Origin of the sequence: Pseudarthrobacter siccitolerans, from assembly GCF_001046895.1 — a bacterium.
GTDB lineage: Bacteria > Actinomycetota > Actinomycetes > Actinomycetales > Micrococcaceae > Arthrobacter > Arthrobacter siccitolerans.
The window spans coordinates 76050-100448 of record NZ_CAQI01000032.1; the positions used below are offsets into that span (position 1 = coordinate 76050).

The following is a 24399-nucleotide window of genomic DNA, read 5'->3' on the forward strand; positions in this document are numbered from 1 at the left end:
AGGCCTGGCACGAACTACTGTGCACGTCCTGGCTCAAGGGCCGCCGAGCAGAGCGTCAAGAATGACGCAGGACTTGCTCAGGTTTTTGGCCACTTTTAGGGATTTTCCGGGCTCCAAGGGATTCCCTAGGAGCCGTTGGGAGACTGCCTGCATGGCATCAACAGCCTTGACCTCCCCGCGGACGCTGCCTGGCATGCTCCGGGCAGGAGTTCTCAAGCTTTCCGGCAGGCGGCGGCGTCCGCGCCACCGCCTGCCGCGGTCAAAAGCACATGTCCCCGGGCAACGGCACTCCCGCCTCGTGGCGAGGGCGCTGGTCGCCGCCATGGCCATTGTGGCCTTGCGACTCTGGTTCGTGGAGCCGTTCACCGTCTCCTCGGACAGCATGGAGCCCACCATTCGCGAAGGCGCCGTGGTGCTCCTCTTCAAGCCCGGTGCCGATGTTGGCTGGATACAGAATGGCGTGGTGGTCGCATTCACCAGCCCGGCCGACGGCCACACAGCCATCAAACGGGTCATCGCACGGGAGGGCCAGACCGTGGCCATCCGCGATGCGGAACTCTACGTCGATGACGTTGCGGTACCAGAGCCGTTCATCGACCACAGCCGCATCGATGCCACCTACTTCGGGCCGGAGAAAGTTCCGGCCGGCAGTGTCTTTGTCCTGGGGGACAACCGCGGTGTGTCCATCGATTCCAGGGACTACGGTGCCGTGCCGTTGACGGCGATCCGGGGCACCTTGCTGACGGGCCAGAAGTAGGCCGCATGTTTGTTGGTGCCGCTAGTGACCCTGCTGGGACCGGGGAATGCCGCTCGACTGGCGGGGAATGAGGGTGGGCATGGACGTCCGGATTTTTGGTTCCTTGCCGGGGTTCACGATGAGGTCGATGGCGTTGCCGGCAATCTGGTCCAGGGGCACCCGAACAGAGGAGAGCGGGGTGGAGAGGCGGGACGAGAGGGGTATGTCGTTGTAGCCGACCAGTGCCAGGTCTTCACCCACGATGATTCCGCGGCGGTGGGCGGCGGCGATGACACCCATGGCCAGGTTGTCGTTGGCGGCGAACACCGCGCTGGGACGTGGTCCCGTATCGCTGGCGAGGAGTGTCTCTGCGGCCGAGAACCCGCTTTCGATGCCGTAGCCTGCGGCGATCAGCCAGTCTTCCCGGGCTTCGATGCCTGCCCCTTCCAGGGCATTGCGGGCGCCGGCCAGGCGGCCCCGCCCTGTGGAGGTAAATGATGGGCCCGTCACTATCCCGATGTCACGGTGCCCGAGATCAATCAGATGCCGCACCGCCAGGTACCCGCCCACCTCGTCATCGCCAAGAGCCGATGGACTGACCCCGTCGGTACGCAGCACCAGCGCGTGCGCCACGCCCCGTTCCCGCAGGTGCCTGGGCAGTTCGTCGTCGATCCGGGCAGTCGCGAGGATCAGGCCGTCCACATTTCTGTCCAGGAGCGTTTCGGCTGCCCGGCGTTCATCATCGGGATCATCGCCGCTGGTGGCGACCATGGCAAAGTATCCCCGGTCCGACGCCGCCCGCTCCAGTTCTTCAAACATCAGGGCCATGACGGTGTCACTGAGCCGGGGCACCAGCACGCCGAGGGTCCGTGTCTCACCCCTCCGGAGGTTGGAGGCGAACGAGTTGCGGCGGTAGCCCAGTTCCTCGGCAATTTTCCTGACCCGGGCGGCAGAAGCGGAACGGGATGACATGCGTTCATCCAGGGCGCGGCTGGCGGTGGAGATGCTGACGCCACTGGCCGCGGCCACGTCCTTGAGGGTGACGATCGTTCCGGGGGCGGCCGGTTCCATGGCGGTTCTCCTCTTCGAAAGGGGCGTAAGAGACACTCTATTCCACCTTTTTGCAAACGTTCTCTTGACAGTGAGCTGGGACACGTGCAAACTTGAAAACGTTCCCGCAAACGTTCTCAACACCGCGGGACTGCCGACCATCAAAGAAGAAGAAGGTAGCTGTAATGACACTCGATCTCCGCGGCCTCAGCCCCGCACCTGTCACCCCGTTCACCGAAGATGGCGCTGTCGACTTCGCTGCGATCCAGCGTCTGGGTTCGTGGCTCGGTTCGATTGAGGGCGTGAAGAGCCTCGTCGTCCTGGGGCACGCCGGCGAAGGCACGTTCCTCACCGAAGAGGAGCAGCTGGACGTTATCCGCGCGTTCGTGGCGTCGACCGACGGCCGTGTGCCGGTCGTGGCGGGCATCACGAAGGAAGGTAACAAGACCGCGGCCCTCGAGGCCAAGAAGGCCGTCGAGGCCGGCGCGTCAGCTGGCCTCGTCTACCCCTCGCACGGGTGGCTGCGCTTCGGATACCAAAAGGGCGCCCCGCAGTCGCGCTACCAGGAGATCTATGAAGAGTCAGGCCTGCCGCTGATCCTCTTCCAGTACCCCGACAACACCAAGGCGACCTACGACCTCGACACCCAGCTGGAGATCGCCGGCCAGGAAGGCGTCTTTGCCACGAAGAACGGTGTCCGGAACATGCGCCGGTGGTACACCGAGATTCCCGCGCTGCGCGCCGCGTACCCCGAGTTGCAGGTGCTGTCCTGCCATGACGAGTACCTGCTGCCGACGATGTTCGACGTCGACGGTCTGCTCGTCGGCTACGGCAACATCGCCCCCGAACTGCTCGTCGAACTGATCGAGGCCGGGAAGGCGCAGGACTACAAGCGCGCCCACGCAATTCATGAGCGGCTGCTGCCGGTGACCAAGAACGTTTACCACCGCGGGTCCCACATGGAGGGCACCGTCGCCTTGAAGTGGGGACTCGTGAACCGCGGCATTCTGGACCACGCCACCGTGCGCACCCCGCTCCTTCCCCTGCCGGAGGGTGCCGAGACCGAAATTGCGGAAGCCTTCGCCGCCGCAAACATCGGCAAGGTCACCGCCAGCGCTGCCGTCTAACCCGGCCCCTCAAGGGTCCTTCACGGGTGGCGGGCCAGCGCCCGCCACCCGGTCCCCAGTTTTACTCTCCACCCGGTCAACGACGACCCACAGCAATGTTGCTGCAGAAGGAGGACTCGCAGATGCGCGAGCACAATAGGACCATCACCCATCCCGGAACCACGGAAGAACAGATGGCCACCCAGCAAGGAAACCCCGCGCAAGGCACCACCAGGAAGCACCGTACCTTCCTGGGCTACCTTGCCCTCATGGGCCCGGCCTTCGTGGTCGGAGCCTGGCAGTTCGGGCCCGGAAACCTCACCACCGCGGTGCAGGCCGGCAGCCGGTTCGACTACAGCCTCGTCTGGGTCATCGCAGTCTCAACCATCCTGATGATTTTCTTCACGGACATGAGCGTCCGGCTGGGCATCGCAACGCCGACTTCCCTGATCACCTCCATCAAGGAACACCTCGGCAAACCGATCGGCATCCTCGCCGGCTTCGGGGTCTTCGGCATCACGCTGATGTTCTCGGTGGGCAACGCAGTGGGATCCGGCCTGGGGCTCTCCCTCATCTTCGGTGGCTCCCCGGTGCTGTGGACCGTCGTCTGCACCGCCGCCGTCGGGTTCGTCCTGGCCTTCAAGAACGTTTACGGAATCGTCGAAAAGGCCCTCCTGGTCATCGTCGTCCTCATGGGCATCGCCTTCATTGCCAGCACCGTCGTCGCCCAGCCCGACTGGTACCGGTCAATGGAAGGCATGGTGCCGCAACTGCCCGCCGGAAGCGAAATCCTGATCGTGGCGCTCGTCGGCACAAACTTTTCCATCAACGCCGCCTTCTACACCTCCTACGGCGTCAAGGAACACCGCCGGACCCGTGACGACTACCGCGACATCACCTTGGTCGACACCATCCCCGGCATCGTGGCCCCCGGCATCATGACCGCCCTCGTCATCATGGTCGCAGCCGCCGTACTCGGCAAAACCGGGGCCGAGGCCGGAACCATCAACGCCCTGGCATCCGTTTTCACGCCCCTGGCCGGCCCGGTCGGAGCGATGGTATTCGCCCTCGGCCTCTCTGGTGCCGCCTTCTCATCCATGATCGCCAACGCCACAGCCGGCGGCACCATGCTCTCCGACGCCCTCAGCCGTGGCGCCCGGGCCGGGTCACCCATGGCCCGTATCGTTACCGGCATGATCCTGGCCTTTGGCCTGATCATCACCCTCTCCTTCCAATCCTCCCCGGTGGGACTGATCGTCATCGCCCAATCCCTCACAGTGCTCATCGCACCCCTGCTTGGCGTCCTGATCGTCATCATGGCCAACAAGACCACCGTCATGGGAGACCTCCGCAACAAGTGGTGGCACAACCTCTTCGCCGCCATCGGACTCATCGCCATCATCGCCTCCTCCATCCGGCTTATCACCACCCTGATCGGTTAAGCACCCGAGCCGTATCCACCCCTGCTGGCACAAAGTTCAGGGTCCTGTCCGCCAAGCGGACAGGACCCTGAACTTTTTGCGGGGAGCCTGGGAGTCAGGTCTTCAGCCGGCGTTGTTATTTGCTGCGTCGATGAAACTGGACAGCGTCATGGCCTCGGTGGGCATCAGGAAAACCTCAACGGGTTTTATCTGCCCGGCAATTTCAAGGGTGAGGGTGAAGCCCTCAGACCCAGCACTGGGGCGGGCGTGCCAATTCTCAAGGATCGGTGCAAGGTCCTGGCCCATCAGGACCGTATGCCCTTCCATGTCCCAGGGGGCACCGGCGTCGATCACCGCCTTATGCTCCGTACAGACGTAGGCTTCGCGGTAGCCCGCCACGAGGCTTTGGCTGCCTGCTGTGAAGGCAGAGCCGGGATTCATGCATCGAAGGACTGAACAAGTGAACATGCTGCGAGAGTAATGAGGGGATGCTGGGGGAATCTTGTGCACCCACCTTGTTGTTTCCCTGTGTTCCAAGGTCCGCTGGTATGAGGCCGATTGGGAGCCCGCGCGGGCTCCCAATCCGTCAGGCCTTTGTGGAACCTGCCGGTTCCCTGGACTGCACCTTCCGGGTGTTGGCCCGGGAACGGTACAGCTTGTAGGCCAGCAGGGCGCAGGCGGCCAAAAGGCCTCCTGTGGTGATGGCGAGGGCAGCGGTTCCGGGGCTGGTGGACAAGTAGTGGGCCAGTGCCGCCAGCGTGACAACCGGTGCGGTTCCGAAGGCGTCCCCGAAAGGTGCAGCTGCCGGTGCGGGGGCCACCGGGTCATCTGCTCCTGCTTCTGCAAGCTCCGCTTCCTGGTTGAAGATGCGGCGCTGGTCCTCGGTGGCGCCGGGGACAACGGGTTCGCTCAGATCTGAAAAAACCGGGCCGTTGGCGCTCGGGGGTGCAACCTGGAACCTGTACGCGGCACCGTTCTCCAGGCCACGGACCACCATCCTGGTGGCACCGGGTTCGGCTGTCAGGATTTCTCCCACCTGGGTTCCGGTGGAATCAACTGTCCGGACGGAGAAGCCTCCGGTCACGGGCGCCACTGGTGCCGGATCCGCGGGAGCCTGCTGCGCAGGGGTTTGATCTACCGGGGCTTGGGCCACGGGTGCGGGGTTCACTGGTGCCTGCTCCACCGGGGCCTGGTCAACTGGTGCCTGCTCCAAGGGGGCGGGATCCGGAACGGGCTGGGTGTCCGGCGTCGGCGTGACGATCACAACAACCTCACCGTCGCCCGGAATGACCTCGTCTATCCCGTCATCGGCGCCTGCATCGGTTCCTTCGTCACCGCCCTCAACTTCGTCCTCACCCTCGCCGGCGCCGTCTTCACCCTCGCCGGCGCCGTCTTCAACCTCGTCGGCACCGTCCTCAACTTCGTCGACGTCGTCCTCCACCTCGCCGACGTCGTCGCCGGGTCCTTCGGTTCCGTCGCCAAAGACGAGCTGTTCGATGTTGCGGAGCGTGTCGGTTCCGTCCTCGCCGCTGTTGTGCCGGACGGTGGTGACGGAGCCGGGGGAGCCCAGGGTGCCGTCGCCGCCGGTGGTGGTGATGGTGTAGTTCGACTCGAAGTCGGAGAAGACCGCGCTGTCTGTTCCCCCGTTGGCGGTGAGGATTTCGCGGACAACGATGATGTTGGCGGGGTCCACGGTCCCGGCGAACACGGACTGCTGGAGCGTCGGGCCGGTGAGGGCGCCGTCGGAATCGCGCTGGTACTGGGCGTTCATTCCCGTGGCGCTGCCGATTTCCGTGGCGGCGTTGTCCGGGTCCGTGCGGATGCTCAGCCGGACGCTGAGGTAGCTGTCGCCGTCGAGGATGTCATCGCCGCCGCGGCCCTCGAGGAGGTCGCTGCCTGCGCCGCCCAGGAGGATGTTGCCCTCGCCCCAGACATGGGTGCCGCCCAGTACGGGACATTCCTTGGAAGCAGACGCGTTGACGACGTCGGCAAGGGGAGTGGGCAGGGACGGGATCAGTTCGCTGAGTCCCTTGATGCGGTCCACACCTGCCTGGTCCAGTGCGTCGCAGCCGATGAAGCCGCCGCCGCCCCTCGTCTTCGGGATGATGCTGTCGCCCCGGAGCTTGTCGTCGAAAGGACCGCCGGAGAGCGCTTCCACCTCGTTGTACCTGTCGCGGACACCCACCTGGAGGATGTCCAGCGGCGCAATCGGGAGGTCGAGGTCGGCGTCCTGCGGCTGGGGATCGTATTCTCCGGTCTCCCAGTCGTAGCCGGACGCGCCGGCCACCTTTTCGACGCCGGGGCCCGCGAGGCCGATGTCGTCCCCGCCTTCCATGTCGTAGTCGTCATCGCCGCCCTGGCCCACCAGGACATCGTTGCCGGGCCTCTGGGAATCGTCCAGGAAGAAGAGGTTGCTGGAGTCGCCGATCAGCAGGTCGGGACCGTCGCCGCCTTCCGCCCAGTCGTTGCCACCGCCGCCGAACACGGCGTCCAGGCCTTCCCCGGCGATCACAAAGTCGTCGTCTTCACCGGCGAAGGTCTCATTGGAGTTCGCGCCGCCGTTGACGAAGTCCCGCCCGTCCCCGCCGAGGAGGAGGTCCAGGCCCGGGCCGCCGTCGATCGCGTCATTGTCCGGCCCGCCTTTGAGGATGTCATCGCCGGCCGAGTCGGTGATGATATCGTTGCCGTCGCCGCCCAGGACGGTGTCGGCGCCGTCGTTGCCTTCGATGACGTCGTTGCCCGGGCCGCCCCACATGGTGTCGTTGTCCACGCCGCCATGGATGCGGTCCGTATTGACGGATCCGTTGTAGACGGCCTGGCCGTTGATGCCGGCCGGGTCCACCGAGTTGGAGGCCCGGTATTTGATGGTGCCGTCGGGCATCCGGATCAGCAGCGCGGTCTCGTTGCATTCCGACGACGGATCGTCTGCCACCGTATTGCCGGCAGATGCGAAGCCCTGGGCCGTTCCGTTGAGGTTCTTCAGCTCGAACTTGCAGTCGGCAGTGGCGAACGCATCAGCCTTCAGGGCCTGGGCGTTGGTGTTGCGCATCATCATCTCGGCGAAGGAGTTTCCTTCGAGCTGGGCCATCAGGTTCATGCCGGGGGTGCGCGCCAGGTAGTACAGCCGGTCACCGTTCTGCAGGTCGGTCATCTGGCTCTCGAAAACGTAGTTGAAGGTGCTGCCGAGCAAGCCGCCGAACAGGTTGGTCCGCTCTGCCAGGCCTCCCATCCACAGGTCCACATCGTCGAGTCCGGTGATCGAGGAGCTTCCGTTGTTCGCCCAGGCGTCCGTGCTGTTCATAAACGCCACGGCGTCCTCGGGTGCAACCTCGCCGGCCAGCGCGTCCGGGCTGACGATCAGCCGGGCTGCCGTGCGTTTGGCCTCCAAGGTGGTTGCTTCCAGGATGGAAGGATGCGTTCCGTAGGCGGCCACGAAGTTGACCAGGGACTTGGGATGCTTGATGTTTTCGCCGAAGTCGATCCAGTTGGTGTACGGCTTGAGCTGGCCATCGTTGGTGGCGCCGTGGAGTTCCCGGCGCAGGTTGTTCAGCGTGGGCAATCCTTCGGACCTTGCGCGGGTGAGGTTGATCGCCGCGAGGTCCATCGGCAGTCCCAGCAGCTTGTTGCGGAGAGTGTCGGTGACAAACTCGTCCAGTTCACTGCCCACCTGGTCCGACATGCCCATGATGATGCTGCCTGCGGCTTCCTCGGAGGTCAGCGCACCGGCCGGGCCGCCGTCGGTGTAAGCGGGCGGATTCAGGAAGCCCTCAAGAAGGGAAATGTCATTCTGGGAGCCCCTGACGTCGTCGGGAGTCCCGAACACAGTGTCCGCGCCCGGGCTGTCCTCGTTGCGGCGCGAAATGGTTTCCGTGAGCATTGAGTGGCCGAAGCGGTAGACGGCGTGGGCAAATTCGGCGCTGACTGCCGGATTGATGTCCGTCTGGGCGAAGGCGAAGGGCTCGAAGATGTTGAGGGCAGGCTGGATTTTCCGGGCAAACTCCTCAAACACCAGGTGCTGGTATTCCATTTCCGTGACGAACCGCGCGGCCTGGAAGAGCCGTTCGCCGTTCCATCCCGCGGCGCCTTCGGCCAGCTTCCATTCGGCCAGGGCGGCAACGCCCTTGGCGGAAGTGTCGTTGCTTAGGACCCGCTTGATGTCCGCGGCCACGCGGTCATGCTCCGAGTGGAATACCTGGTGGATGGCCGTCAGCCCGATGTTCTCGTTGACCCTTCCGTCGCCGGCGATGAAGTGGGCATTGAGCATCTCATCGTCGTAGGTGCCGGGGGCCTGGCCCAGGAAGTCGGCCGAAGCGTTGGTGTCCGCGTCCGGTGCCGGGGCCGCCGGTGGAGTGGCGGGGTTGTGGTCCGCGTCCTGCGGCGACGGGTCGGCGTTGTGGGCAATATCCGTCAGGAACGGCGTGTTGAAGTACAGCACGTCCTGCGGCACCAAGGTGCCACGCCCGCCGTCGGCAGTCCGGTCTGCCTCCACCAGGCCGGACCTGGTCACGAACTGCGGGAGGCCGTTTTTCGGCCCCGGAATGAACTTTCCGTAGGGATCGGCGGCGAGCATGGGGACGTTGAGGGCATCCTTGTCCAGCAGCTGAATGCCGAGCAGCTCCCGGGCCTGCTTTTTGGTATCAGCCCAGGTGGCCATGCCGCCTTCAGCGGGAGTGCCCTCGGGGCCGCCCAACATGTTCCCGGTTGCCACGGGCCGGCCCGACGGGTTGTTGACGTACTCGCGCAGGAAGACGTGATGCGAGGCATGCGACGAGTAGGTCTGGCTCTGGTCCACCCACGGCGAATTTGTGTTCAGGGCATCCTGGACATCATCGGCGGTCCCCAGGATGCCGTCCTGGCCCGGCTGGTTCTGGCCCCGGGTCAGGACCATAAAGCGCATGTGCGGGTTGAGGTCATCGGCGTTGCCGAACACATGGTCCGGGCCGGCGATGAGCGGGTCATCAGCCTTGAGCGGAACGTATACGGTGCCTCCGCCCTTGACCGTCTGGTCGATGCCGTGGTCGAAGAACTGCCCGAAGAGGGTGAACAGGGAGTTGTAGGGCGGTGAGAGTCCGACGTCGGTGGTCACGTTGGGAATGAACAGCGTGTTGTGCGAGGGGACGCAGCCGTCGGGGCTGGCTGCGACCGGGGGAGTCGCCTCAGGATCGGGGTCCGTGGTGCAGGGCACCACGCCCTCGTTGCCCTGCGTCCTGGCCGGGAAGCCGGCCGCTGCGACAGCTGCCGGGTTTGTGGAGGTCTGGTCGGCGATGAGGTTGCTGATGGTGCGCGGCCGGGAATCGAAGACGCTGCCGGATTTCTGCGCGTAGCTCGTGGCTTTGGGGGGTCCGCCGAAGGACCCGCTCTCGGCGGGACCGAAGGACTTGGACCCTAGCCGGGGGAACACCTGGTCCGACGCGCCGAAGGTTTCCTGGCCGGGCTGGAGGTTGTTACAGCTCCCGTCCACGGTGCGCAGGCCGTGCGACAGCAGCGGGCTGGCCAGCTGGTTGGGGCCCGTACCCACGAGGGCGCCGCACGGCCCGGTTTCGGACGTGGTGTTGGCCGCGTGGGCCTCGGCGATCTTGATCTGCTTCAGGATGAAGGACAAATCGGCAGGTGTGATGGTGAAGCCCGCGCCTACGGGGGCTTGTACGGCGTTGGCCGCCACCGGCGGCAGGCCCATGGAGGCGGCCAAAGCCAGCGCTCCGGAGGCAGCCAGGAACCGCAGGCGCGAGCTTGCGGTTTTGTGGTGTGGCGTGGACGGTGACATGCGCGATAAAGCCTGCATCCTCAATCGGTTCCCCCCGTAGGGCCGGCTCCCCAGTAGAGCCGGCGAAACAAGGCCATGGTGTTATGGCCTCCTAGGGAAAACCTTGGATAGGGGTGATCAGGTGCTAGCGCCAGAACCTCTTCATCGGTTCGCCTTTCCTGGGGGTGCTTCCACTCCGGGTTGTGCATCCAATGCCAGCACCAGAGCTTTTGTCTTAAACCGGTTGGTTGGCCCTCTTCCGCAAAATTAGGGGGGTCCTCTTGGGGAAAGCTTTGGGGCTTCCGTTGACTGCCGCCACGGGCTACCTAGGCTTTTCCCAACGTCACTCCCAGAAGTCATCAAATCGTTGGTCTAACCAGCGGAAACGCTTCCCTGCGGGGTTTTAGCAGTCCGTTTCCCGGGTGGGTTTCCTTGAGGCGGCCTTGCGTAGGGACCGCCGCACCTAAGTACCGGTGCCATGGGTATCTGAGTATCCAACACTGTTGTTCGCATTTTTTCCCGCCATTTCAATGAGACTCACGCACTGAACTAAATGGGGGAAGCCTTCGTGATTACTCTGGAACTGGCGAAAAAAACACCCGCTGCAGGTACCGTTCCCGGCGCGCCGCCGGAGCCACCGGCGCTACAGATTTCCGTTTTCGGCCCGCTGAGCATCCGCCGCGGCGGCAAGGAACTGACGGCCAAGGATCTCGGTGGACCCAAGCCCCGTCAGGTGCTGGAGATTCTCCTGCTGAGTTTCGGCTCGGCGGTGTCCAAGACCCGCATCATGGATCTGCTCTGGGACGGAAACCATCCCGCCGTTGCCCTGCCCACGCTTGAAAGCTACGTCAGCGTCCTTCGGCGCCACCTGCAGCCGGGCGCCGGCCGGACAGGCCCTCTCCGCACCGTCACGGGGGGCTATGCCATTGACCGGTCACTGGTGGAACTGGACCTGGACCGCTTCGGAACGCTGACAAAAGCTGCCACCCAGGCCGAACCGCGCGAGGCACTCGCTCTCTTCACGGAGGCTCTCCAACTGGCTTCGGCTCCGCTGCTCGGCGACGAGCTGCTGCCCGCCTGGGCCGAGGAAGAGCGGGCCCTGCATGCGGCGCAGGTCAATCTTGCCCGCGTACTGGCTGCGGAAACCGCCCTTAGTGTCGGGGAACCCCGCAAGGCAATCGCCTTTGGCGGTGCGGCCGTGAAGGAGGACCCGCTCAACGAGCGGGGATGGGCGGCCCTGGTTCTTGGGCTGGAGCGCAACGGGGAGAACACCGAGGCGCTCCGGGCGTTCGACCGCTGCCGCAGGGTTATGGATGAGGAACTGGGCTGCGCCCCCGGGCCGGTGCTGAAGGAGGCCCAGGCCAGACTGCTGACCAGCACCGCGGCGGAGTCCGGACCGACGGAAATCCGCGGCCCCATCCAGGTGGTCAAGGAAAGCCGCCACTCGGCTCCAGCTGCAGCCCGGCAGGAAACAGAACGGCTGCGGATCCTGATCGTTGACGACCACACTACGTTTTCGGACCTGCTGGCCGGAGCGCTGGACCGGGAGCCGGACCTGAAAAGCGTGGGAGCGGCTAAGTCAGTGGCATCAGCCGTAAGGATGTTCCAGGACCTGCGGCCCGACGTCGTCATTATGGATCTGCACCTTTCCGACGGTTCCGGCCTGACAGCTTCAGAGCGCATTCTTTCGGAGGCCCCGGAAGCCCGGATCGTGATGCTGACCGGCAACCCGTCACAGGAAGCGCTGCGTGAAGCCGCCGGCATGGGAGTGTGCGCCTTCCTGCCAAAGGACGGCGCCCTGGGAGTCATGCTGGACACCCTGCGGCACGCCCATCCCGGCAACCTGATTGTGCATCCGTCGCTGGTGGCCAGGTTGGGCAGCACCTCGGCGCATGCACCGGGACTCTCGGCCTAGCCGCAGCAGGCTGACCATGGAAGGACGACATCCCGGAGCCGCTTCTCCGGCCACCTCAAGTGCCCGTGGCATTGCCGAGCGGCGCGAGGTCAGGGCAGCTGTTGCACGCTTTCTTACTGTGGGTTTTATAGCACTGGTCCTGGTGGCTACTCCGGTGGCCTTCTGGATCCGGGCCGCTGCCGAACGGCACGCGCTGGACAACGCGCGGGACATCACCCAGCGCCTGGCCGACAGTGTGGTGGGGCCCCTGATCACCGACCAGCTCCTGGCCGGTGATCCTGCCGCCCTGCAACTGCTGGACCAGCGGCTGGAGCCATGGCTGGCGGAGAGCGGCGTGACGAGGATCAAGGTGTGGGATGAGCAGGGCCGGGTGGTCTACTCAGACATCGAGTCCCTCATCGGGCTGGAGTTCGAACAGGAGGAATGGGCGCGCGAGCTCCTCGCAGGCGGCCCGGCGACGGCCACCCTGGAGCCCCAGGACGGCGAAGAGAACGCCTACGAGGCGGACTCCGGCGAACTCGTGGAAGTCTACGCCCGCTCGTCTTCCCAAAGCGGTGCGCCGATGATCTTCGAAACCTACTCTCCGGGGGATGGAGTCCGGCATGAGCAGGCCGCAGTCCTGATGGGGATGATCCCGCCAATGCTGCTGTCATTGGCGGTCCTGCAGTTGGCGCAGTTGATTCCGGCCGTCCGGCTGGCCCGCAGGATCCAGGTCCACCAGGCCGCACGCAACGCCATGCTGCACCTGGCGATCCAGGCATCGGACCACGAGCGCCGGCAGATCGCCAGCGAACTCCACGACGAAGTGATCCAGGACCTGTCCGGGCTGGCGTATGCCCTGGAGTCGGTGGAGAATCGGGGCCCCGCTGAGCAGGGGCCGGTGTTCCGCAAGGCGCGGACCATGCTGCAGGACAATATCCGTACCCTCCGGGCGATGACCAGCGAGCTCTACCCGCCGGACCTCGATGAGCTCGGGCTGAAGTCTTCCCTTACCAGGCTGGAGGCACCCCTTGTGGAGCGCGGCATCCGGCTGACCGTGGAGATCCCGGACAAGCTGGAACTGGACCGCGACCGGGCGGTCCTCCTCTACCGCGTGGCGCGCGAGGCACTGGTCAACGCCGCGAAACACGCAGCGGCTAATTCGGTGATGGTCCGCATCCGGCAGGCCGGCGAGATCACCCACATCCTGGTGGCGGATGATGGCCTGGGTTTCGATCCGGCGCAGCCGTGCCCGGAAGGCCACTTTGGCCTTCGAATCCTCGGCGATACAGTCCGGCAGGCCGGGGGAGCGCTTGAAGTCCGCTCCACTCCCGGGGCAGGCACCACCGTTACCGCAACGTTCGGCGTGGCAGGGCCCTCCTTCCGCTTCGCCGGCCTGCGGCATCCGGGTGCCGCTTCCGGACAGGAATTTGCGGCCGTACCGGCACTGCGGGGTACCAGCACTCTTTGACTGTTGCGATTTGGCTGTTGCGATTTGGCCCGCCAGGCATTCCCCGCCTGGCGGGCCTTCTGCCGTGCGTCCAAGGACAGCAGACAGTTGCCGCAAACCAGGAACCAGCAGCTTAAGCAGCCCGGGCAGTGCGGGAGCAACCGGATGCCCATCCGGGTGAGCCAGGCTCCAGGCCGGGGTCTGCAGTGTCCAGCAGCTGTGTATAGAGGGACCCGATGCTGAAGCTTCCCCTCCAGGCTTGGAGTTTTTGGTCAGATATGCGGACTTTACCCCCTCGGAACCCTGCATATCTGGCCAAAAACTCTGCGGTGGACACACTGAGGCCCGGTGGCTTCCGGAACATTACCGGAAGCCACCGGGCCTTTGTGCTGTATCCCTAATCCTTATTTGTTCACCACAGCCACGGGGCCGGCAGTACCGCCAAGCGTGGATTCAATCCAGACGGTGCCGGGGTTGGTGGTGCCTGCTGCGGCGTTCCGCAACCGCAGGAGGTAGACGCCACCGGTTTCCGGAGCGGCCGCTGCCGTTACGTTCACCTGGCCCAGCACCCGCCCGGTAGGACCGCCAACGCGGACCGTGATGATGCCGCCAACCGCGCTGCTGGTGCCGCCGATCCGAATATCGCCGCTCTTCCATTGGGCCTGGCTGATAGTGACCCTGTCCGGAACCGGGGTTACCTTGACCTCATCCGTCCGCACGGTGGCCGTCGCCGGATCCGTGCCGACGGTGACCGTCAGTTTGAACGTCAGCGGATTGTTGGTCATCGGCGTCTTGTAGACCGGCAGGCTGAAGGTTGGGTTCAGCGTGGTGTCCGCGTTCAGGATGACCTTGTCAGGATCTGTGGCTCCGGTCAGGACCTGTTCCCACTTGTAGGTGGCGTTGGTGCTGGTGGAACCGGTGCCGTCCAGGGTTACAGTAGTGGCCGTAGTACGCCGGGCCACGGTCTGGTCGGGGCCGGCAATGGCCACAACAGCTCCATGAACGGTGACCGGTGCGCTCTTGGCTGATTCGGGCCCGTCGCCGTTGGTGTTTCCGGCCCGGACTGTGAACTGGTAGCTGGTGTCACCGTTCAGTCCTTCGTAGACCAGCGTGGTGACATCCCCTGCAACCTTCTTGGGATCACCGAACGGGATGCCGTCGGTGGTGTAGGCCTGGACCGTGTAGCTGGTGATGGTCAGTCCTTCCGCCCCGGCGTCCGGCGCTGTCCAGGAAACTTCCGCCGTTCCCATGCCTGCCACAGGAGCGGCAGTGAAGGTCGGGGCGGCAGGTACGGGATCGTTGGTGATCTTGAATTCCACGGTGCCGTTGTCGGAGACGTTGCCGGAGGGGTCGATGGCGGCGAAGGTGTACTTGCTGCTCTCAGCAACCTTCACCGGCGCACTGTAAAGGATTGCACCTTCGGAGCTGACGCCGCCGGAGACAGGATCTGTTCCATCGAGGGTGTAGTAGATGTCGCTGCCCTGCTCGTTGGCTTCCAGCCTCAGTTCCTGGGCGGTGGAAAAGGTTCCGCCGTTGGGGGAAGCCGTCACCACGGGGGCGGTGGTATCCGTTTCCGGGATGGCGTGCGTGGCCGGGAATGTCTCCCCGACGCTGCTCACGGACACGACGTAGACGTCATATTCCTCGTCTGATAACAGGCCCTTAAGAGTGGTGCTCGAGGCTTTCGGGTCGCTGATCCGCACTCCGGATTCCACCCGCTCGTTCCCGGTGGCAGTCTTGGCAACAGCGGTAACGCGGTACCCTGTGATTGCCGGCGTTCCGGGGACTGCCACGGCAGGGGCCCAGTTGACCTTGATGTCGCCATTGACTTTGGCCGCCGAAATTTGGGTGGGTCCGGCAGGGCCGGAGCCCAGAGGGCCATTCGGGCAACCGCCCATTCCGGGGCCGCCCAGCTCGCCGTACTCCGCGATTGTCAGGCCTTGGCGGTTTGCGTCCGCATCCTCTTCTTGCCACGCCATGGAGCGCGCGCCACCGGCGTTGGCCACAATCTCGGCGGCGGCTGGTTCATCGAAGATATACGTGGCGGTGAAGGTTTCCGGACCATCAAGGCCGAATTCAAGGCTGGACCGATAGCCGTCGTCCGCTGTCAGCGGGCCGGAGACTGCACGGACGTCGCGCCGACCGACAGAAGTGTCCTTGAGCGCCGGGTCAATGATGCGCTGTTCCATCTGGTCTTTGTTGACGCCTGCCGCGACGCGGCCCTTCACAGTCACGGTGGTGCCGTCGGTCAGGACGGAGCTGCCTGTGACGTAGGTGTCCTGGACGGTGGTGGTGCCGGCTTCTTTGCCATCGAATTTGATGGTGACGGCGTCGCCCGGCTTGATGTCTGGAGTGACCTTCAGGCCTGTCCCGTCACCCCAGCAGACTCCACCTGGATGGTTGATTTCAAAAGCGACGTCCCCTGCGGCCACGACGCTCTGCGCAGAACCCACGATTCCGACTCCCGGGCGGTGGACCTCCACCGTGGCGGTGTGGCCTATCTTGTCCTGGTAACCCTCGATCGTGACGAAGTCACGGTCGGGGAAGACCACCAGGTTGTTGGGGAACGTGGGAACGGTCGCGTTCGCCGTCGGGATCGCCAGTAGGGACGTGGCGCAGAGCAGGGCGGAGACAGAGCCGACAATGCCTGCCCGTCCGTAGCCTTGGAGCCGGAACCTCGGCTCTCCTGGTTGGTTTGGTGCTGTTTTCATTACAACCTCACAGATCCTGGGTGCTTGCGTAAGGGCTTCACGCACGCTCACAACCTAGGAGGGCCACCTTGTGGAAATGCTGGCCGGTGTTTGGAGCCACGCCCTAGAAAGAGTTCTCCAGGGGCTCGCAATGCCTGGGCAGTGATGCGCAGTTTCAACGGCTCCTAGGGATTCCCAAGAATGGAAGGCGTAAGCCTCCGGCCTGGTCCTGACTGCGGGGGAACGAAGTACCTCGACACGAAGGCGACGGCGGCAGCCGGCATGGCCGCCGTCGTCGTGATGTATCGCCTAAGCCGGTGGCAGTCTCTAAGTACAGCCCTCGGCTTCATTCCATGAAGTGCGTGGAAGGGGCGCCGCCCGGCAGTTCCCGCAGCATGGTTTCCGCCACGACGCGGGCTTTGACGTTCCGGTGGCTGGAGGCCTGGGCCAGGATGTGGAAGGCGGCCTTGTAGGAACACCGGTTTTGTCCCATGATCAATCCGCAGGCAACATCGATGGTGGTACGGCCCTGCAGTGCGGCCTGGAGGTGTTGCACCGTGGCTTGCGCGGCCCGCAGCTCGGCCGCCGAGACATAACTGCTGGCCGCCAGTTTGCTGAAGGCGCTGGCGGCAACCACGACGCTGGGAGTGAAGGCGTCGTCCTGCCGGGCCACCAGGGTCAGTGCCGACTTGCTGCCCGCGTGGAGATGCAGCGGCACGGACAGAAGCGACCTGTAGCCGGCCCCGCTGAGCGTGTGCCAGTAAGAGGGCCACTGCGCAGCCGCGGAGTAGCTGTTGGGAAGGTGCGCCAAGTGCCCGGCGAGTGCATGGGACACAGGACCGTCCCCGGTGCCTTTGTCCCATTGGGCGAGGCCGGTGGCGCCGCTGCTGGTGCCTGCAGTCAGCGTCCCCTGGGGGCGGACAACGGAGACGGCGCAGTCCAGGGTGCATCCGGCCAGCTCGGAGAGGGCTGAGGTGGCAGCCTGTGCGAGGAGTTGGAGGGAGGCTTCATCGCTGGGGGCACGCAGGTCCAAAAGAACCCCGAAGCTGGGCGGGGCCGGGTAGGGCGCCCGCTCCAGGCGCAGCTCGCTTCCCACAAACTGCTCCCGTCGCCAGCGGGCGTCCTCGCCGACACCTCCTCCTGAACGTTACGGGGCGGGGGAGCGGGAGTACCCGAGTAACCGGTACTCGACTTTCCGGCAGGGCATTACTGCGGTAGGCGAAGGTCCATTAGGGGCCGCAATATCAGTAGGCCCGGGCCTTTCAGCCCTCCGGTACCAGTCCTAGGATGGGTCCAACCGCAATTCAAGTGGGGGTATGCGCATGTCTGAACCGATGCCGAAGAAGAACGGCCGTTACGCCTCCTTTGGCTTTTCGGTGATGCGCCAGGTTTTGGGCATTTTCGCGGTCTTCGCCGTTGTTGCCGTCGTGATTGCCGGCGTTGACTACTTTGGCCGTGGAGGAGGCCAGGGGCAGATTGTGGCCCAAAGCCCGGCAACGGAGTCCGCGCCGGCCGCCCCGGTCTGCCAGGTGACGGACAAGGCGTCGCTGGTCCCGGCGTCGGGGGTTCTCTTCGGCGTGAGCCTGGACTCGCGTGCCAGGTCGCTGGAAGGCTATGCATTCGACCTGGGACGCAAACCCGCGGTCAGCGTCTCATTTGTCACCTTCCCCTACGGCGAGGAGGACAAAAGGGATCTGGAGCGGGAGGTGATCCAAATCCGCACTCACGGGCAGATGATGCTGTTGACGCTTAACCCCGAAGCAGGCCTCGCCGTTGTTACATCCGACGCCGCCAACGCACTGGCGTTCGATCTCGCGAAGTTCAATGCCGACGGCGTACCCGTCATCGTCCGCTTTGCCCCCGACATGAACGGATCTTGGTATTCCTGGGGGCAGCAGCCCACGAGCTACATCGCCGCCTTCCGCACCATCGCCGCCGCCGTGCGCGAGCATGCTCCCGGCTCCGCCATGATGTGGGCGCCCAGCTATGGCGGGGGATACCCGTACACCGGCGGAAAGTTCGAGGCCAAGCCCGGGACGCCCGATTTCTCCGTGCTGGACACCAATGCCGATGGGGCCCTCAACGAGAACGATGACTCCTATGCACCCTACTATCCGGGTGACGATGTGGTGGATTGGGTGGGACTGGCCCTCTTCCACTGGGGCAACGCCATTCCGTGGGGTGAAAACGAGGTCCCGGAGCCAGGCAAGTTCGCAGCGCAGCTGACCGGCAGCTACATCGGCATTAACGGTGATGACAGCCCGGTTCCGGACTTTTACCAGGTCTACGGCGTGGCCCACGGCAAGCCGGTGGCCGTCCCGGAAACCGCGGCAATGTTCGCCCCCGACGCCGGCGGTGATGGGGAACTGGCGATCAAGCAGGCCTGGTGGGGCCAGCTGTTCAACCCCAGCACGGCCGCGCAGTTCCCGCAGTTGAAGATGATCAACTGGTTCGAGTGGGACCGGGAGGAAACTGAAGTGGGCGCGAGGGTGGACTGGACCGTGAACCAGACCCCGGCCATCCGCGATGCCTTCAAAGCCGCCCTGCCCGACTGGCTGCGTTACGGTCCCGCCCAATCCTGCCGCCCGCGGGGCTGAACGCCGGTCCGGTGAGCAACCGAACGCCGGTCCGGTTACCGGCCGAAGTGTGGGGACGGAGCCCCGCCCGGCATTTGATTGAGGAGCCTGTCCGCCACCACCCGCGCCTGGACATTTCTGTGGGTTGAAGCATCGGCAAGCAGTTGGAGGGCGTCCTCGTAGGAACAACGGTTCCGCCCCATAATCACCCCGCACGCCACCTCGATGGAGGTGCGGTCCTGCATGGATGCCTGCAGCCGGTTGACCGCCACCCCAGCATCGCGGAACTGCACCGCCATGGAATAACTGGTGGCTGCCACGGCACTGAATGCGGTAAGCCGGGCGAGTACTGCGGGCGGGAAAGCCTGGTCAGTGTCCGCCAGGATGGTCAGTGCTGCAAACCCGCCGGGTACCAGGGCAAGGGGTGCCGACAGCAAGGACCGGTAGCCGGCCTTGCCCAGGGGGCCCGAGTAGTCAGGCCATGGGAAATCTGTTGCGGAGCTGTTGACGATGCCCGACCGGCGCCCTGCCAGGGCATGCGACACCGGCCCCCGGCCGTTTTCCTGATCTGCCCGGGCGATGCCAACGGCGCGTTCATGTGTTCCGGCCGTCAGGACCGCCTTGCCCGGCCGGGGCAGGGACACCACGCAGTCCATGGAACAGCCGGGTTCCGGCAGTTCCGATGCCGCTGCACGGGCCAGCAGCCGCAGTGAGTCCTGGTCGCTGTTGGACCTCAGGTTCAGGAGCGGCCCCGGCGTCATCGGGACTGGTGACTGGCCGTGGAACCCGGTTGTCCCGTTGTCTTGCCCACCGGCCCCAGCCTGATGGTGCGCCTGCTGACGGTTCGTATCCATAACCTGTCCCCCTGACAGTAGAACCACTGGAGGCATCATGTGCCGCGCTCGTCAAGACCTTACGGGGCGCCATGGAGGGGGTACACGAGTAGTGACTACTCGGTTTTCGGGCAGGCGGCTACTGGAACTACTCTGGCCGGTGCGGGGAAATCTGTGTCGAAGATCCGCTTGGCGGTGCCGGCTTCTCGACACCGCCAAGCGCTAAGACCTTCGGTTGTTCCCGAATTAAGTCCCTGGCGCTACCGGGCCCAGATCCCGGTTGCAGTTGCTTCGCGCTTCAGGCCTTACACGGAATACTTTGCACGGCGATGCTCAAGGGCCGGGGAGGAATCGATCAAGGCTTGCTCAAGAATGGCTCAAAAACCGGGACTGTTTGAGGCGGAAACCAGCGGCCGGGCCGCCGCGTCCGCGTCCGGGAGGGTGATCGTCGCGGTGGTGCCCTTCCCATGGGTGCTGGTGAGGCTGATGCTTCCCCGGTGGTTTTCGATGATGGCCCTGGTGATGGCAAGTCCCAGGCCGGCACCGGGAATGGCGGAGGAGTGGGCTTTGGCGGTGCGGAAGAAACGGGTGAAAGCCTGGGCCAGATCCTCCTCGGTCATACCGACCCCGGTATCGGCCACCTCGCAGGTGAGGTTTTCGCCTTTGGTGCCGACACAGACTGTGACGGTACCGCCGGTGGGCGTGTATTTGATGGCGTTGGATACCAGGTTGTCTATGGCCTGCCCCATCCGGTCCGGGTCGAAGCGTCCGGTGGCCGGGCCTGCCGTCTGCAGGTTCAGCGTGACGCCGCCGGCCTTGGCCCGGGGCTGGGCGGCTTCGACACTGTTGGCGGCAACCTCTGCAAGGTCCGCCGGGCGGGGCGTCACGGTCACCGTGCCTGAGGCGGTGGTGAGCAGGTCGCCCACCAGGGTCAGCAGCCGTTCGGCGTTGCGTTTGGCAACGTTTAGGGAATGTTCGACGTCGGGATCGAGCCCCGTTTCGTCCAGCGCCAGGGCAAGGTAGCCCAGGATCGAAGTCAGCGGCGTCCGCAGTTCGTGCGAGACACTTGCCACGAACTGGTCCTTCGCCGAGAGCGCCTCCACCAGTGCAGTGACGTCTGTCAGGGATAGGACTGCGCCGGAATGCCGGCCGTCCGGAGTCCGGATCAGCCTGCAGGTGGCCGAGTACGCACGCTGCATGGTTCCGTTGCCGATCCAGACCAGCTCATCGGTGAAGGTCTCGCCCCGGGCCGCGCGGGTGCGTGGATGCCGCTCCGGGGGCAGGGGCTGTTTCCTGTCCATGCCGTAGACCGGAAGGCTTGCACCCTCAGCGGAACGTGGATCCGCGAAGATTGCTCCCGCGGAGTGGGTGCTTTGATGCTGGTTGGTGAGGATGGTCCGGCCCTGGGAGTCGAGCGCGCAGACCGCGACGCTGACGGTATCCACCACGGTGCCCAGCAGTTGCTCCCGGTCCTCGCTGGCGGCCAGCAGCCGCCGGACCTCTGCTTCCTGGTTTTCCAGCCGCAGCCGCTGTTGCCGAACGGCTTTCGCAACCCCATAGGCGGTAAGTGCCATCGCTGCCAGGATGACCGTCACGAGCACAATACGGATGAAGGAGGCGCTGGTGTAGCCGGTGCCGAGGATTGCCGGCGGGAGCACAACGCTGAAGAGGGCAGCCAGTACAGCGATAAAGACCCCGCTGCGCTGCGGCCCGTAGGACAGCCAGACCACCGGAAAAACCAGCAGGAAGCTCAGCGCCGACAAGTACTGGTCGCCGGCTTCGCGCGACAGGCCAATGGCGAGGCAGTCCAGTACCGGGATGATGAGCGGTGCCCGTTCCGGAAGCCGTTCCCACGGCACCAGTCCGCAGGCGGCCAACAGGGCGAGATGGCCCAGCAAGGTGTACGGGAACGGACCGGACCACTCGAATTGTGGATGCAGGATCGCAGCCAGGACAACGACGAGCAGCATGGTGATGGACAGTGGGAGCTGGAACATAACAGTCCGGCCTCTTGGCCCCAGCGTTCGAAAATAGCGTGCTATCCACTCAAAAAACATGTTTCCCCCCGGCCCCGCCCCAACAGGTCGCTATTTGAAGCCTACTGCGTGCCCTGCGCCCGGGAATAGAACGGGCGTAACCTTCCTGTGCGGCCAGTCATAGCGGAGCTTTACTCTCCTGATTAGTAAGGCTACTGTCGATTAAGGATGACTTCGTGGTTGACCTGCGTAAACAGTACTTTTAACCCGTCATCCAGCAGTACGGCGGAACTCGGACAGGGCTGTCCCGGGCGAAAGGAAAACGGCCATGGTGGACCGGATTGCTGACATCTGGGGGCCCGGCAGGCACGGCAGGTACCTGCTGGTGGTCGCCGGCATCGCCGCCCTGCTGGCCGTATCCGGCTGCGCCCCTGACGGAACCGCACCTGCCGATGCGGCGCAGGAATTTCACCAGGCGATGAGCTCGTCGGACTGGTCCTCCGCCTGCTCCATGCTGGAGTCCGATACCCGCGAGAAGACGGCCCGGGAGCAGGAGGGCAGCTGCGAGGACCACCTCAGGAACCTGCAGATCCAGGAACCCGGAACAGTGGCGCGCACCGAGACATACGGCCGTGGCGCCTTCGTGGAATTCGAGAACGACGCGGTCTTCCTGGCTGCCGCCGAAGGCGGCTGGAAGATTACGGCAGCCGGGTGCACTCCGAACGGTGATGCGCCGTACACCTGCGAAGTGGGAGGCAACTAGTCATGCGGTGGAGTTTTGCGCTGTACCTGATCCTGATTTTCGGCGGACTGGCCTACATGGCCGTCGTCGGACTCGTCCACGGATAGGAGGAAGCCATGAAAAAAGCACTCAGGAACAACGGACTGAGCCTCTTCTTCGGGCTCATTTTCCTCCTGGCGCTGCTGGGGCAGGGGCTGACCGGCCATGCCCTGTTCAACGAGGAACAGCTCGTCAACGGGCTTGAGGAAATCAGCCTGGGCCAGTACCTCACCTCTTCCCACTTCGCCGTGGACGTCTCGGAGAACTGGCAGTCCGAATACCTGCAGTTCCTGCTCTACATCATGGCCACCATCTGGCTGGTCCAAAAAGGGTCACCCGAATCAAAGGAACTGGACCAGACGGGAACCGAATCCGACGAGGACCAGCTGGTGGGTGAGCACAGCAATGAGAAGTCGCCGGCCTGGGCTAAAGCCGCCGGCTGGCGCCGCACCGTCTTTTCAAATTCGCTCGGGATGACGATGGGACTGATCTTCGTCCTGTGCTGGCTGGTCCAGTCCTTCGCCGGAAACAGTGCCTACAACGAAGAGCAGATCCAGAACTTTCAGCAGCCCGTGACCTGGACTGAGTACATTGCATCGGCAGAGTTCTGGAACCGAACGCTGCAGAACTGGCAGTCGGAATTCCTCGCCGTCGGCTCCATGGTGGTCCTGTCCATCTACCTCCGCCAGCGCGGTTCACCCGAATCGAAGCCCGTCGGGGCTGCCCACGACGATACTGCCTCGACGGGCTAGCCCGGACAGGCCGGCCGGAGCCCCCTGAAACCCCAAGGCGGAGGGATGCGGCGATAGGGTCGATTGACTTTCGATAGGTAATAACTGAAACTCGATGCATGAAGATCAATCGCCTGGCTGTCATCGCCCTCCGGATCGTGCTTGTGGGCGCGTTCCTCCTCCTGGTCCTGTTCCAGGTCATGTCCCTTCCCGGCCAGTTCGCCCACATGGCAGCTGAAAACCCGGAGCGGGCCTACCTCCAGTGGCCGCTCACCATCTTCGGCATCCTCGAGGTGGCCTGCGTGCAGGTGGTGATCGTCAGCACCTGGAAGCTGCTGACCATGGTCAAGCAGGACCAGATCTTCAGCAGGCGGGCTTTTGTATGGGTGGACGCGATCATGTGGGCCATCGCCGCAGCCTGGACCATGCTGGCCGTGTTCTCGGCCATCGTGGTCCTCAACGCCGATGACCCGGGCGTGCCGCTCCTGCTGATCCTGATGCTGGCGGCCGGTGCCGCCGTCGGCCTGGTGGTGGTGGTGCTGCGCGCCCTGCTCCGGCAGGCTGCGGACCTCCGCTCCGACATGGAAGCGGTGATCTGATGCCTATCGTGGTGCGCATCGACGTCGAACTGGCGAAGCAGAAGATGAGCGTGGGGGAGTTTGCCGACAGGGTTGGCCTCACGCCTGCCAACGTGGCAGTGCTCAAGAACGGACGCGCGAAGGCCGTCCGCTTCAGCACGCTCGAAGCGATGTGCCGCGTCCTGAACTGCCAGCCGGGTGACCTGCTCGAGTTTGTGGAGGACTGAACGGGTTGCCACCCGGCAACCTACTCCCGGGAGTACCCCGGGGTAGGGAAACCCAACAGGTGGAGGGCGGACGAAAGCTCGGGGGTGGACGCGCGGCGGCCTTCAAGGTGGGCCTGCAGGAGGTAGGCGGTGTGGCGACCGCACGTACTCAGCTGCTCCAGATGGGCCTCGGCCAACCGCGGCAGGACCTGGGCCGGGTCGGCGCCCGGGCTGTTATGCAGATCCACCTGCAGGCCATGGGCGAGGTCCGCCAGGCGTTCCCCGCCGAGCCGCTGGCTGGAGATCTTGAGGCTGCGCACAGCCTCCACTGCGCCGGCAAAGTCACCCGTGGCCAGGGCCAGGCGCAACCGTTCCACCCGGTAGGGGAGGCGTTCGATGAAGCTTTGGACCAGCGTTTTCCACACGCCTTCATCGTCCGCGAGATCCGTGCGGAGCCTGTCCAGTACCGTCCTGTCGAGGAAGGGCAGGATGGAACTATCGCCGTGAGTCATCATTGTCCCCGCATTACTTCCGCCAAATGGATCCTGCTTTTGCCCCCAGAAGAACGTCATTAAACGTTATCCCGAGGCCCGCCCGCAGGCACGAGTAGCCGGTACTCGAAGTTCCG

At 64.6% G+C, this 24399-nt stretch carries 18 protein-coding genes; 10 read left to right on the plus strand and 8 right to left on the minus strand.

The window, feature by feature from the left end; translation table 11 throughout:
- Nucleotides 1-151: 151 nt before the first annotated feature.
- A complete protein-coding gene (lepB, locus tag ARTSIC4J27_RS05080; protein WP_235436553.1) occupies nt 152-757 on the plus strand; it encodes a signal peptidase I in 606 nt (201 codons plus the stop codon).
- A gap of 21 nt (nt 758-778) precedes the next feature.
- Here the strand turns inward: lepB and ARTSIC4J27_RS05085 are convergent, their stop codons facing one another.
- Complete coding sequence (locus tag ARTSIC4J27_RS05085; RefSeq protein WP_050054133.1) at nt 779-1807, minus strand: LacI family DNA-binding transcriptional regulator; 1029 nt, start codon at nt 1805-1807, stop codon at nt 779-781.
- Between the two features lie 164 nt (nt 1808-1971).
- Between ARTSIC4J27_RS05085 and ARTSIC4J27_RS05090 the strand changes: the two genes are divergently transcribed.
- Nucleotides 1972-2913, plus strand: a complete 942-nt coding sequence (locus tag ARTSIC4J27_RS05090) for a dihydrodipicolinate synthase family protein (protein ID WP_050054134.1) — start codon at nt 1972-1974, stop codon at nt 2911-2913.
- 122 nt (nt 2914-3035) lie between these two features.
- Entirely contained in the window at nt 3036-4334 is a 1299-nt protein-coding gene (locus ARTSIC4J27_RS05095; protein WP_083435333.1) for an Nramp family divalent metal transporter, read from the plus strand.
- A 102-nt stretch (nt 4335-4436) separates the two neighbouring features.
- Here the strand turns inward: ARTSIC4J27_RS05095 and ARTSIC4J27_RS05100 are convergent, their stop codons facing one another.
- Together ARTSIC4J27_RS05100 and ARTSIC4J27_RS05105 are read right to left on the minus strand one after the other, a co-directional pair.
- The gene (locus ARTSIC4J27_RS05100; protein ID WP_050054135.1) at nt 4437-4754 is read right to left on the minus strand and encodes a hypothetical protein; all 318 of its coding nucleotides are present in this window, start codon (nt 4752-4754) and stop codon (nt 4437-4439) included.
- A 145-nt stretch (nt 4755-4899) separates the two neighbouring features.
- Nucleotides 4900-10077, minus strand: a complete 5178-nt coding sequence (locus tag ARTSIC4J27_RS05105; RefSeq protein WP_235436554.1) for a peroxidase family protein — start codon at nt 10075-10077, stop codon at nt 4900-4902.
- Between the two features lie 547 nt (nt 10078-10624).
- On the opposite strand from ARTSIC4J27_RS05105, the gene ARTSIC4J27_RS05110 reads away from it, so the two are divergent.
- A complete protein-coding gene (locus ARTSIC4J27_RS05110; RefSeq protein ID WP_235436556.1) occupies nt 10625-11971 on the plus strand; it encodes a BTAD domain-containing putative transcriptional regulator in 1347 nt (448 codons plus the stop codon).
- 118 nt (nt 11972-12089) lie between these two features.
- The gene (locus ARTSIC4J27_RS05115) at nt 12090-13421 is read left to right on the plus strand and encodes a sensor histidine kinase (RefSeq protein WP_235436557.1); all 1332 of its coding nucleotides are present in this window, start codon (nt 12090-12092) and stop codon (nt 13419-13421) included.
- Nucleotides 13422-13804: 383 nt separating this feature from the next.
- Here the strand turns inward: ARTSIC4J27_RS05115 and ARTSIC4J27_RS05120 are convergent, their stop codons facing one another.
- The gene (locus ARTSIC4J27_RS05120; RefSeq protein WP_050054138.1) at nt 13805-16111 is read right to left on the minus strand and encodes a fibronectin type III domain-containing protein; all 2307 of its coding nucleotides are present in this window, start codon (nt 16109-16111) and stop codon (nt 13805-13807) included.
- Nucleotides 16112-16436: 325 nt separating this feature from the next.
- Nucleotides 16437-17186, minus strand: a complete 750-nt coding sequence (locus ARTSIC4J27_RS05125; protein WP_050054139.1) for an ANTAR domain-containing protein — start codon at nt 17184-17186, stop codon at nt 16437-16439.
- Nucleotides 17187-17412: 226 nt separating this feature from the next.
- On the opposite strand from ARTSIC4J27_RS05125, the gene ARTSIC4J27_RS05130 reads away from it, so the two are divergent.
- Complete coding sequence (locus tag ARTSIC4J27_RS05130) at nt 17413-18687, plus strand: glycoside hydrolase family 26 protein (protein ID WP_235436558.1); 1275 nt, start codon at nt 17413-17415, stop codon at nt 18685-18687.
- 35 nt (nt 18688-18722) lie between these two features.
- On the opposite strand, the gene ARTSIC4J27_RS05135 is transcribed toward ARTSIC4J27_RS05130, so the two are convergent.
- Together ARTSIC4J27_RS05135 and ARTSIC4J27_RS05140 are read right to left on the minus strand one after the other, a co-directional pair.
- On the minus strand, nt 18723-19520 hold the full coding sequence (locus ARTSIC4J27_RS05135) for a GAF and ANTAR domain-containing protein (protein WP_161799554.1): 798 nt from the start codon (nt 19518-19520) through the stop codon (nt 18723-18725).
- A 356-nt stretch (nt 19521-19876) separates the two neighbouring features.
- Nucleotides 19877-21496: a sensor histidine kinase gene (locus ARTSIC4J27_RS05140; RefSeq protein ID WP_235436559.1), complete on the minus strand. Its 1620-nt coding sequence runs from the start codon at nt 21494-21496 to the stop codon at nt 19877-19879.
- A 307-nt stretch (nt 21497-21803) separates the two neighbouring features.
- Here ARTSIC4J27_RS05140 and ARTSIC4J27_RS05145 point away from each other — a divergent pair, with 307 nt between their 5' ends.
- The 4 genes from ARTSIC4J27_RS05145 (at nt 21804) to ARTSIC4J27_RS05160 (ending at nt 23792) form a co-directional block, all read left to right on the plus strand.
- Nucleotides 21804-22238 (plus strand): hypothetical protein, encoded by a 435-nt coding sequence (locus ARTSIC4J27_RS05145; protein ID WP_050054142.1) that lies wholly within the window; start codon nt 21804-21806, stop codon nt 22236-22238.
- 95 nt (nt 22239-22333) lie between these two features.
- Complete coding sequence (locus tag ARTSIC4J27_RS05150) at nt 22334-23008, plus strand: DUF6766 family protein (RefSeq protein WP_050054143.1); 675 nt, start codon at nt 22334-22336, stop codon at nt 23006-23008.
- Nucleotides 23009-23106: 98 nt separating this feature from the next.
- Complete coding sequence (locus ARTSIC4J27_RS05155) at nt 23107-23586, plus strand: DUF2975 domain-containing protein (protein WP_050054144.1); 480 nt, start codon at nt 23107-23109, stop codon at nt 23584-23586.
- A complete protein-coding gene (locus tag ARTSIC4J27_RS05160; protein ID WP_050054145.1) occupies nt 23586-23792 on the plus strand; it encodes a helix-turn-helix domain-containing protein in 207 nt (68 codons plus the stop codon). The genes ARTSIC4J27_RS05155 and ARTSIC4J27_RS05160 overlap by 1 nt, the downstream gene beginning before the upstream one ends.
- Nucleotides 23793-23812: 20 nt before the next feature.
- Here ARTSIC4J27_RS05160 and ARTSIC4J27_RS05165 read toward each other — a convergent pair whose 3' ends face one another.
- Nucleotides 23813-24283 (minus strand): Hpt domain-containing protein, encoded by a 471-nt coding sequence (locus ARTSIC4J27_RS05165; protein ID WP_200900756.1) that lies wholly within the window; start codon nt 24281-24283, stop codon nt 23813-23815.
- Between the last annotated feature and the right edge of the window lie 116 nt (nt 24284-24399).

What these genes read in the sequence shown, in the direction of transcription:
- lepB (WP_235436553.1), top strand. Translation starts at nt 152, where the DNA reads ATGGCATCAACAGCCTTGACCTCCCCGCGGACGCTGCCTGGCATGCTC.
- ARTSIC4J27_RS05085 (WP_050054133.1), bottom strand. Translation starts at nt 1,807, where the DNA reads ATGGAACCGGCCGCCCCCGGAACGATCGTCACCCTCAAGGACGTGGCC.
- ARTSIC4J27_RS05090 (WP_050054134.1), top strand. Translation starts at nt 1,972, where the DNA reads ATGACACTCGATCTCCGCGGCCTCAGCCCCGCACCTGTCACCCCGTTC.
- ARTSIC4J27_RS05095 (WP_083435333.1), top strand. Translation starts at nt 3,036, where the DNA reads ATGCGCGAGCACAATAGGACCATCACCCATCCCGGAACCACGGAAGAA.
- ARTSIC4J27_RS05100 (WP_050054135.1), bottom strand. Translation starts at nt 4,754, where the DNA reads ATGAATCCCGGCTCTGCCTTCACAGCAGGCAGCCAAAGCCTCGTGGCG.
- ARTSIC4J27_RS05105 (WP_235436554.1), bottom strand. Translation starts at nt 10,077, where the DNA reads ATGTCACCGTCCACGCCACACCACAAAACCGCAAGCTCGCGCCTGCGG.
- ARTSIC4J27_RS05120 (WP_050054138.1), bottom strand. Translation starts at nt 16,111, where the DNA reads ATGAAAACAGCACCAAACCAACCAGGAGAGCCGAGGTTCCGGCTCCAA.
- ARTSIC4J27_RS05130 (WP_235436558.1), top strand. Translation starts at nt 17,413, where the DNA reads ATGTCTGAACCGATGCCGAAGAAGAACGGCCGTTACGCCTCCTTTGGC.
- ARTSIC4J27_RS05135 (WP_161799554.1), bottom strand. Translation starts at nt 19,520, where the DNA reads ATGGATACGAACCGTCAGCAGGCGCACCATCAGGCTGGGGCCGGTGGG.
- ARTSIC4J27_RS05140 (WP_235436559.1), bottom strand. Translation starts at nt 21,496, where the DNA reads ATGTTCCAGCTCCCACTGTCCATCACCATGCTGCTCGTCGTTGTCCTG.
- ARTSIC4J27_RS05145 (WP_050054142.1), top strand. Translation starts at nt 21,804, where the DNA reads ATGGTGGACCGGATTGCTGACATCTGGGGGCCCGGCAGGCACGGCAGG.
- ARTSIC4J27_RS05150 (WP_050054143.1), top strand. Translation starts at nt 22,334, where the DNA reads ATGAAAAAAGCACTCAGGAACAACGGACTGAGCCTCTTCTTCGGGCTC.
- ARTSIC4J27_RS05155 (WP_050054144.1), top strand. Translation starts at nt 23,107, where the DNA reads ATGAAGATCAATCGCCTGGCTGTCATCGCCCTCCGGATCGTGCTTGTG.
- ARTSIC4J27_RS05160 (WP_050054145.1), top strand. Translation starts at nt 23,586, where the DNA reads ATGCCTATCGTGGTGCGCATCGACGTCGAACTGGCGAAGCAGAAGATG.
- ARTSIC4J27_RS05165 (WP_200900756.1), bottom strand. Translation starts at nt 24,283, where the DNA reads ATGACTCACGGCGATAGTTCCATCCTGCCCTTCCTCGACAGGACGGTA.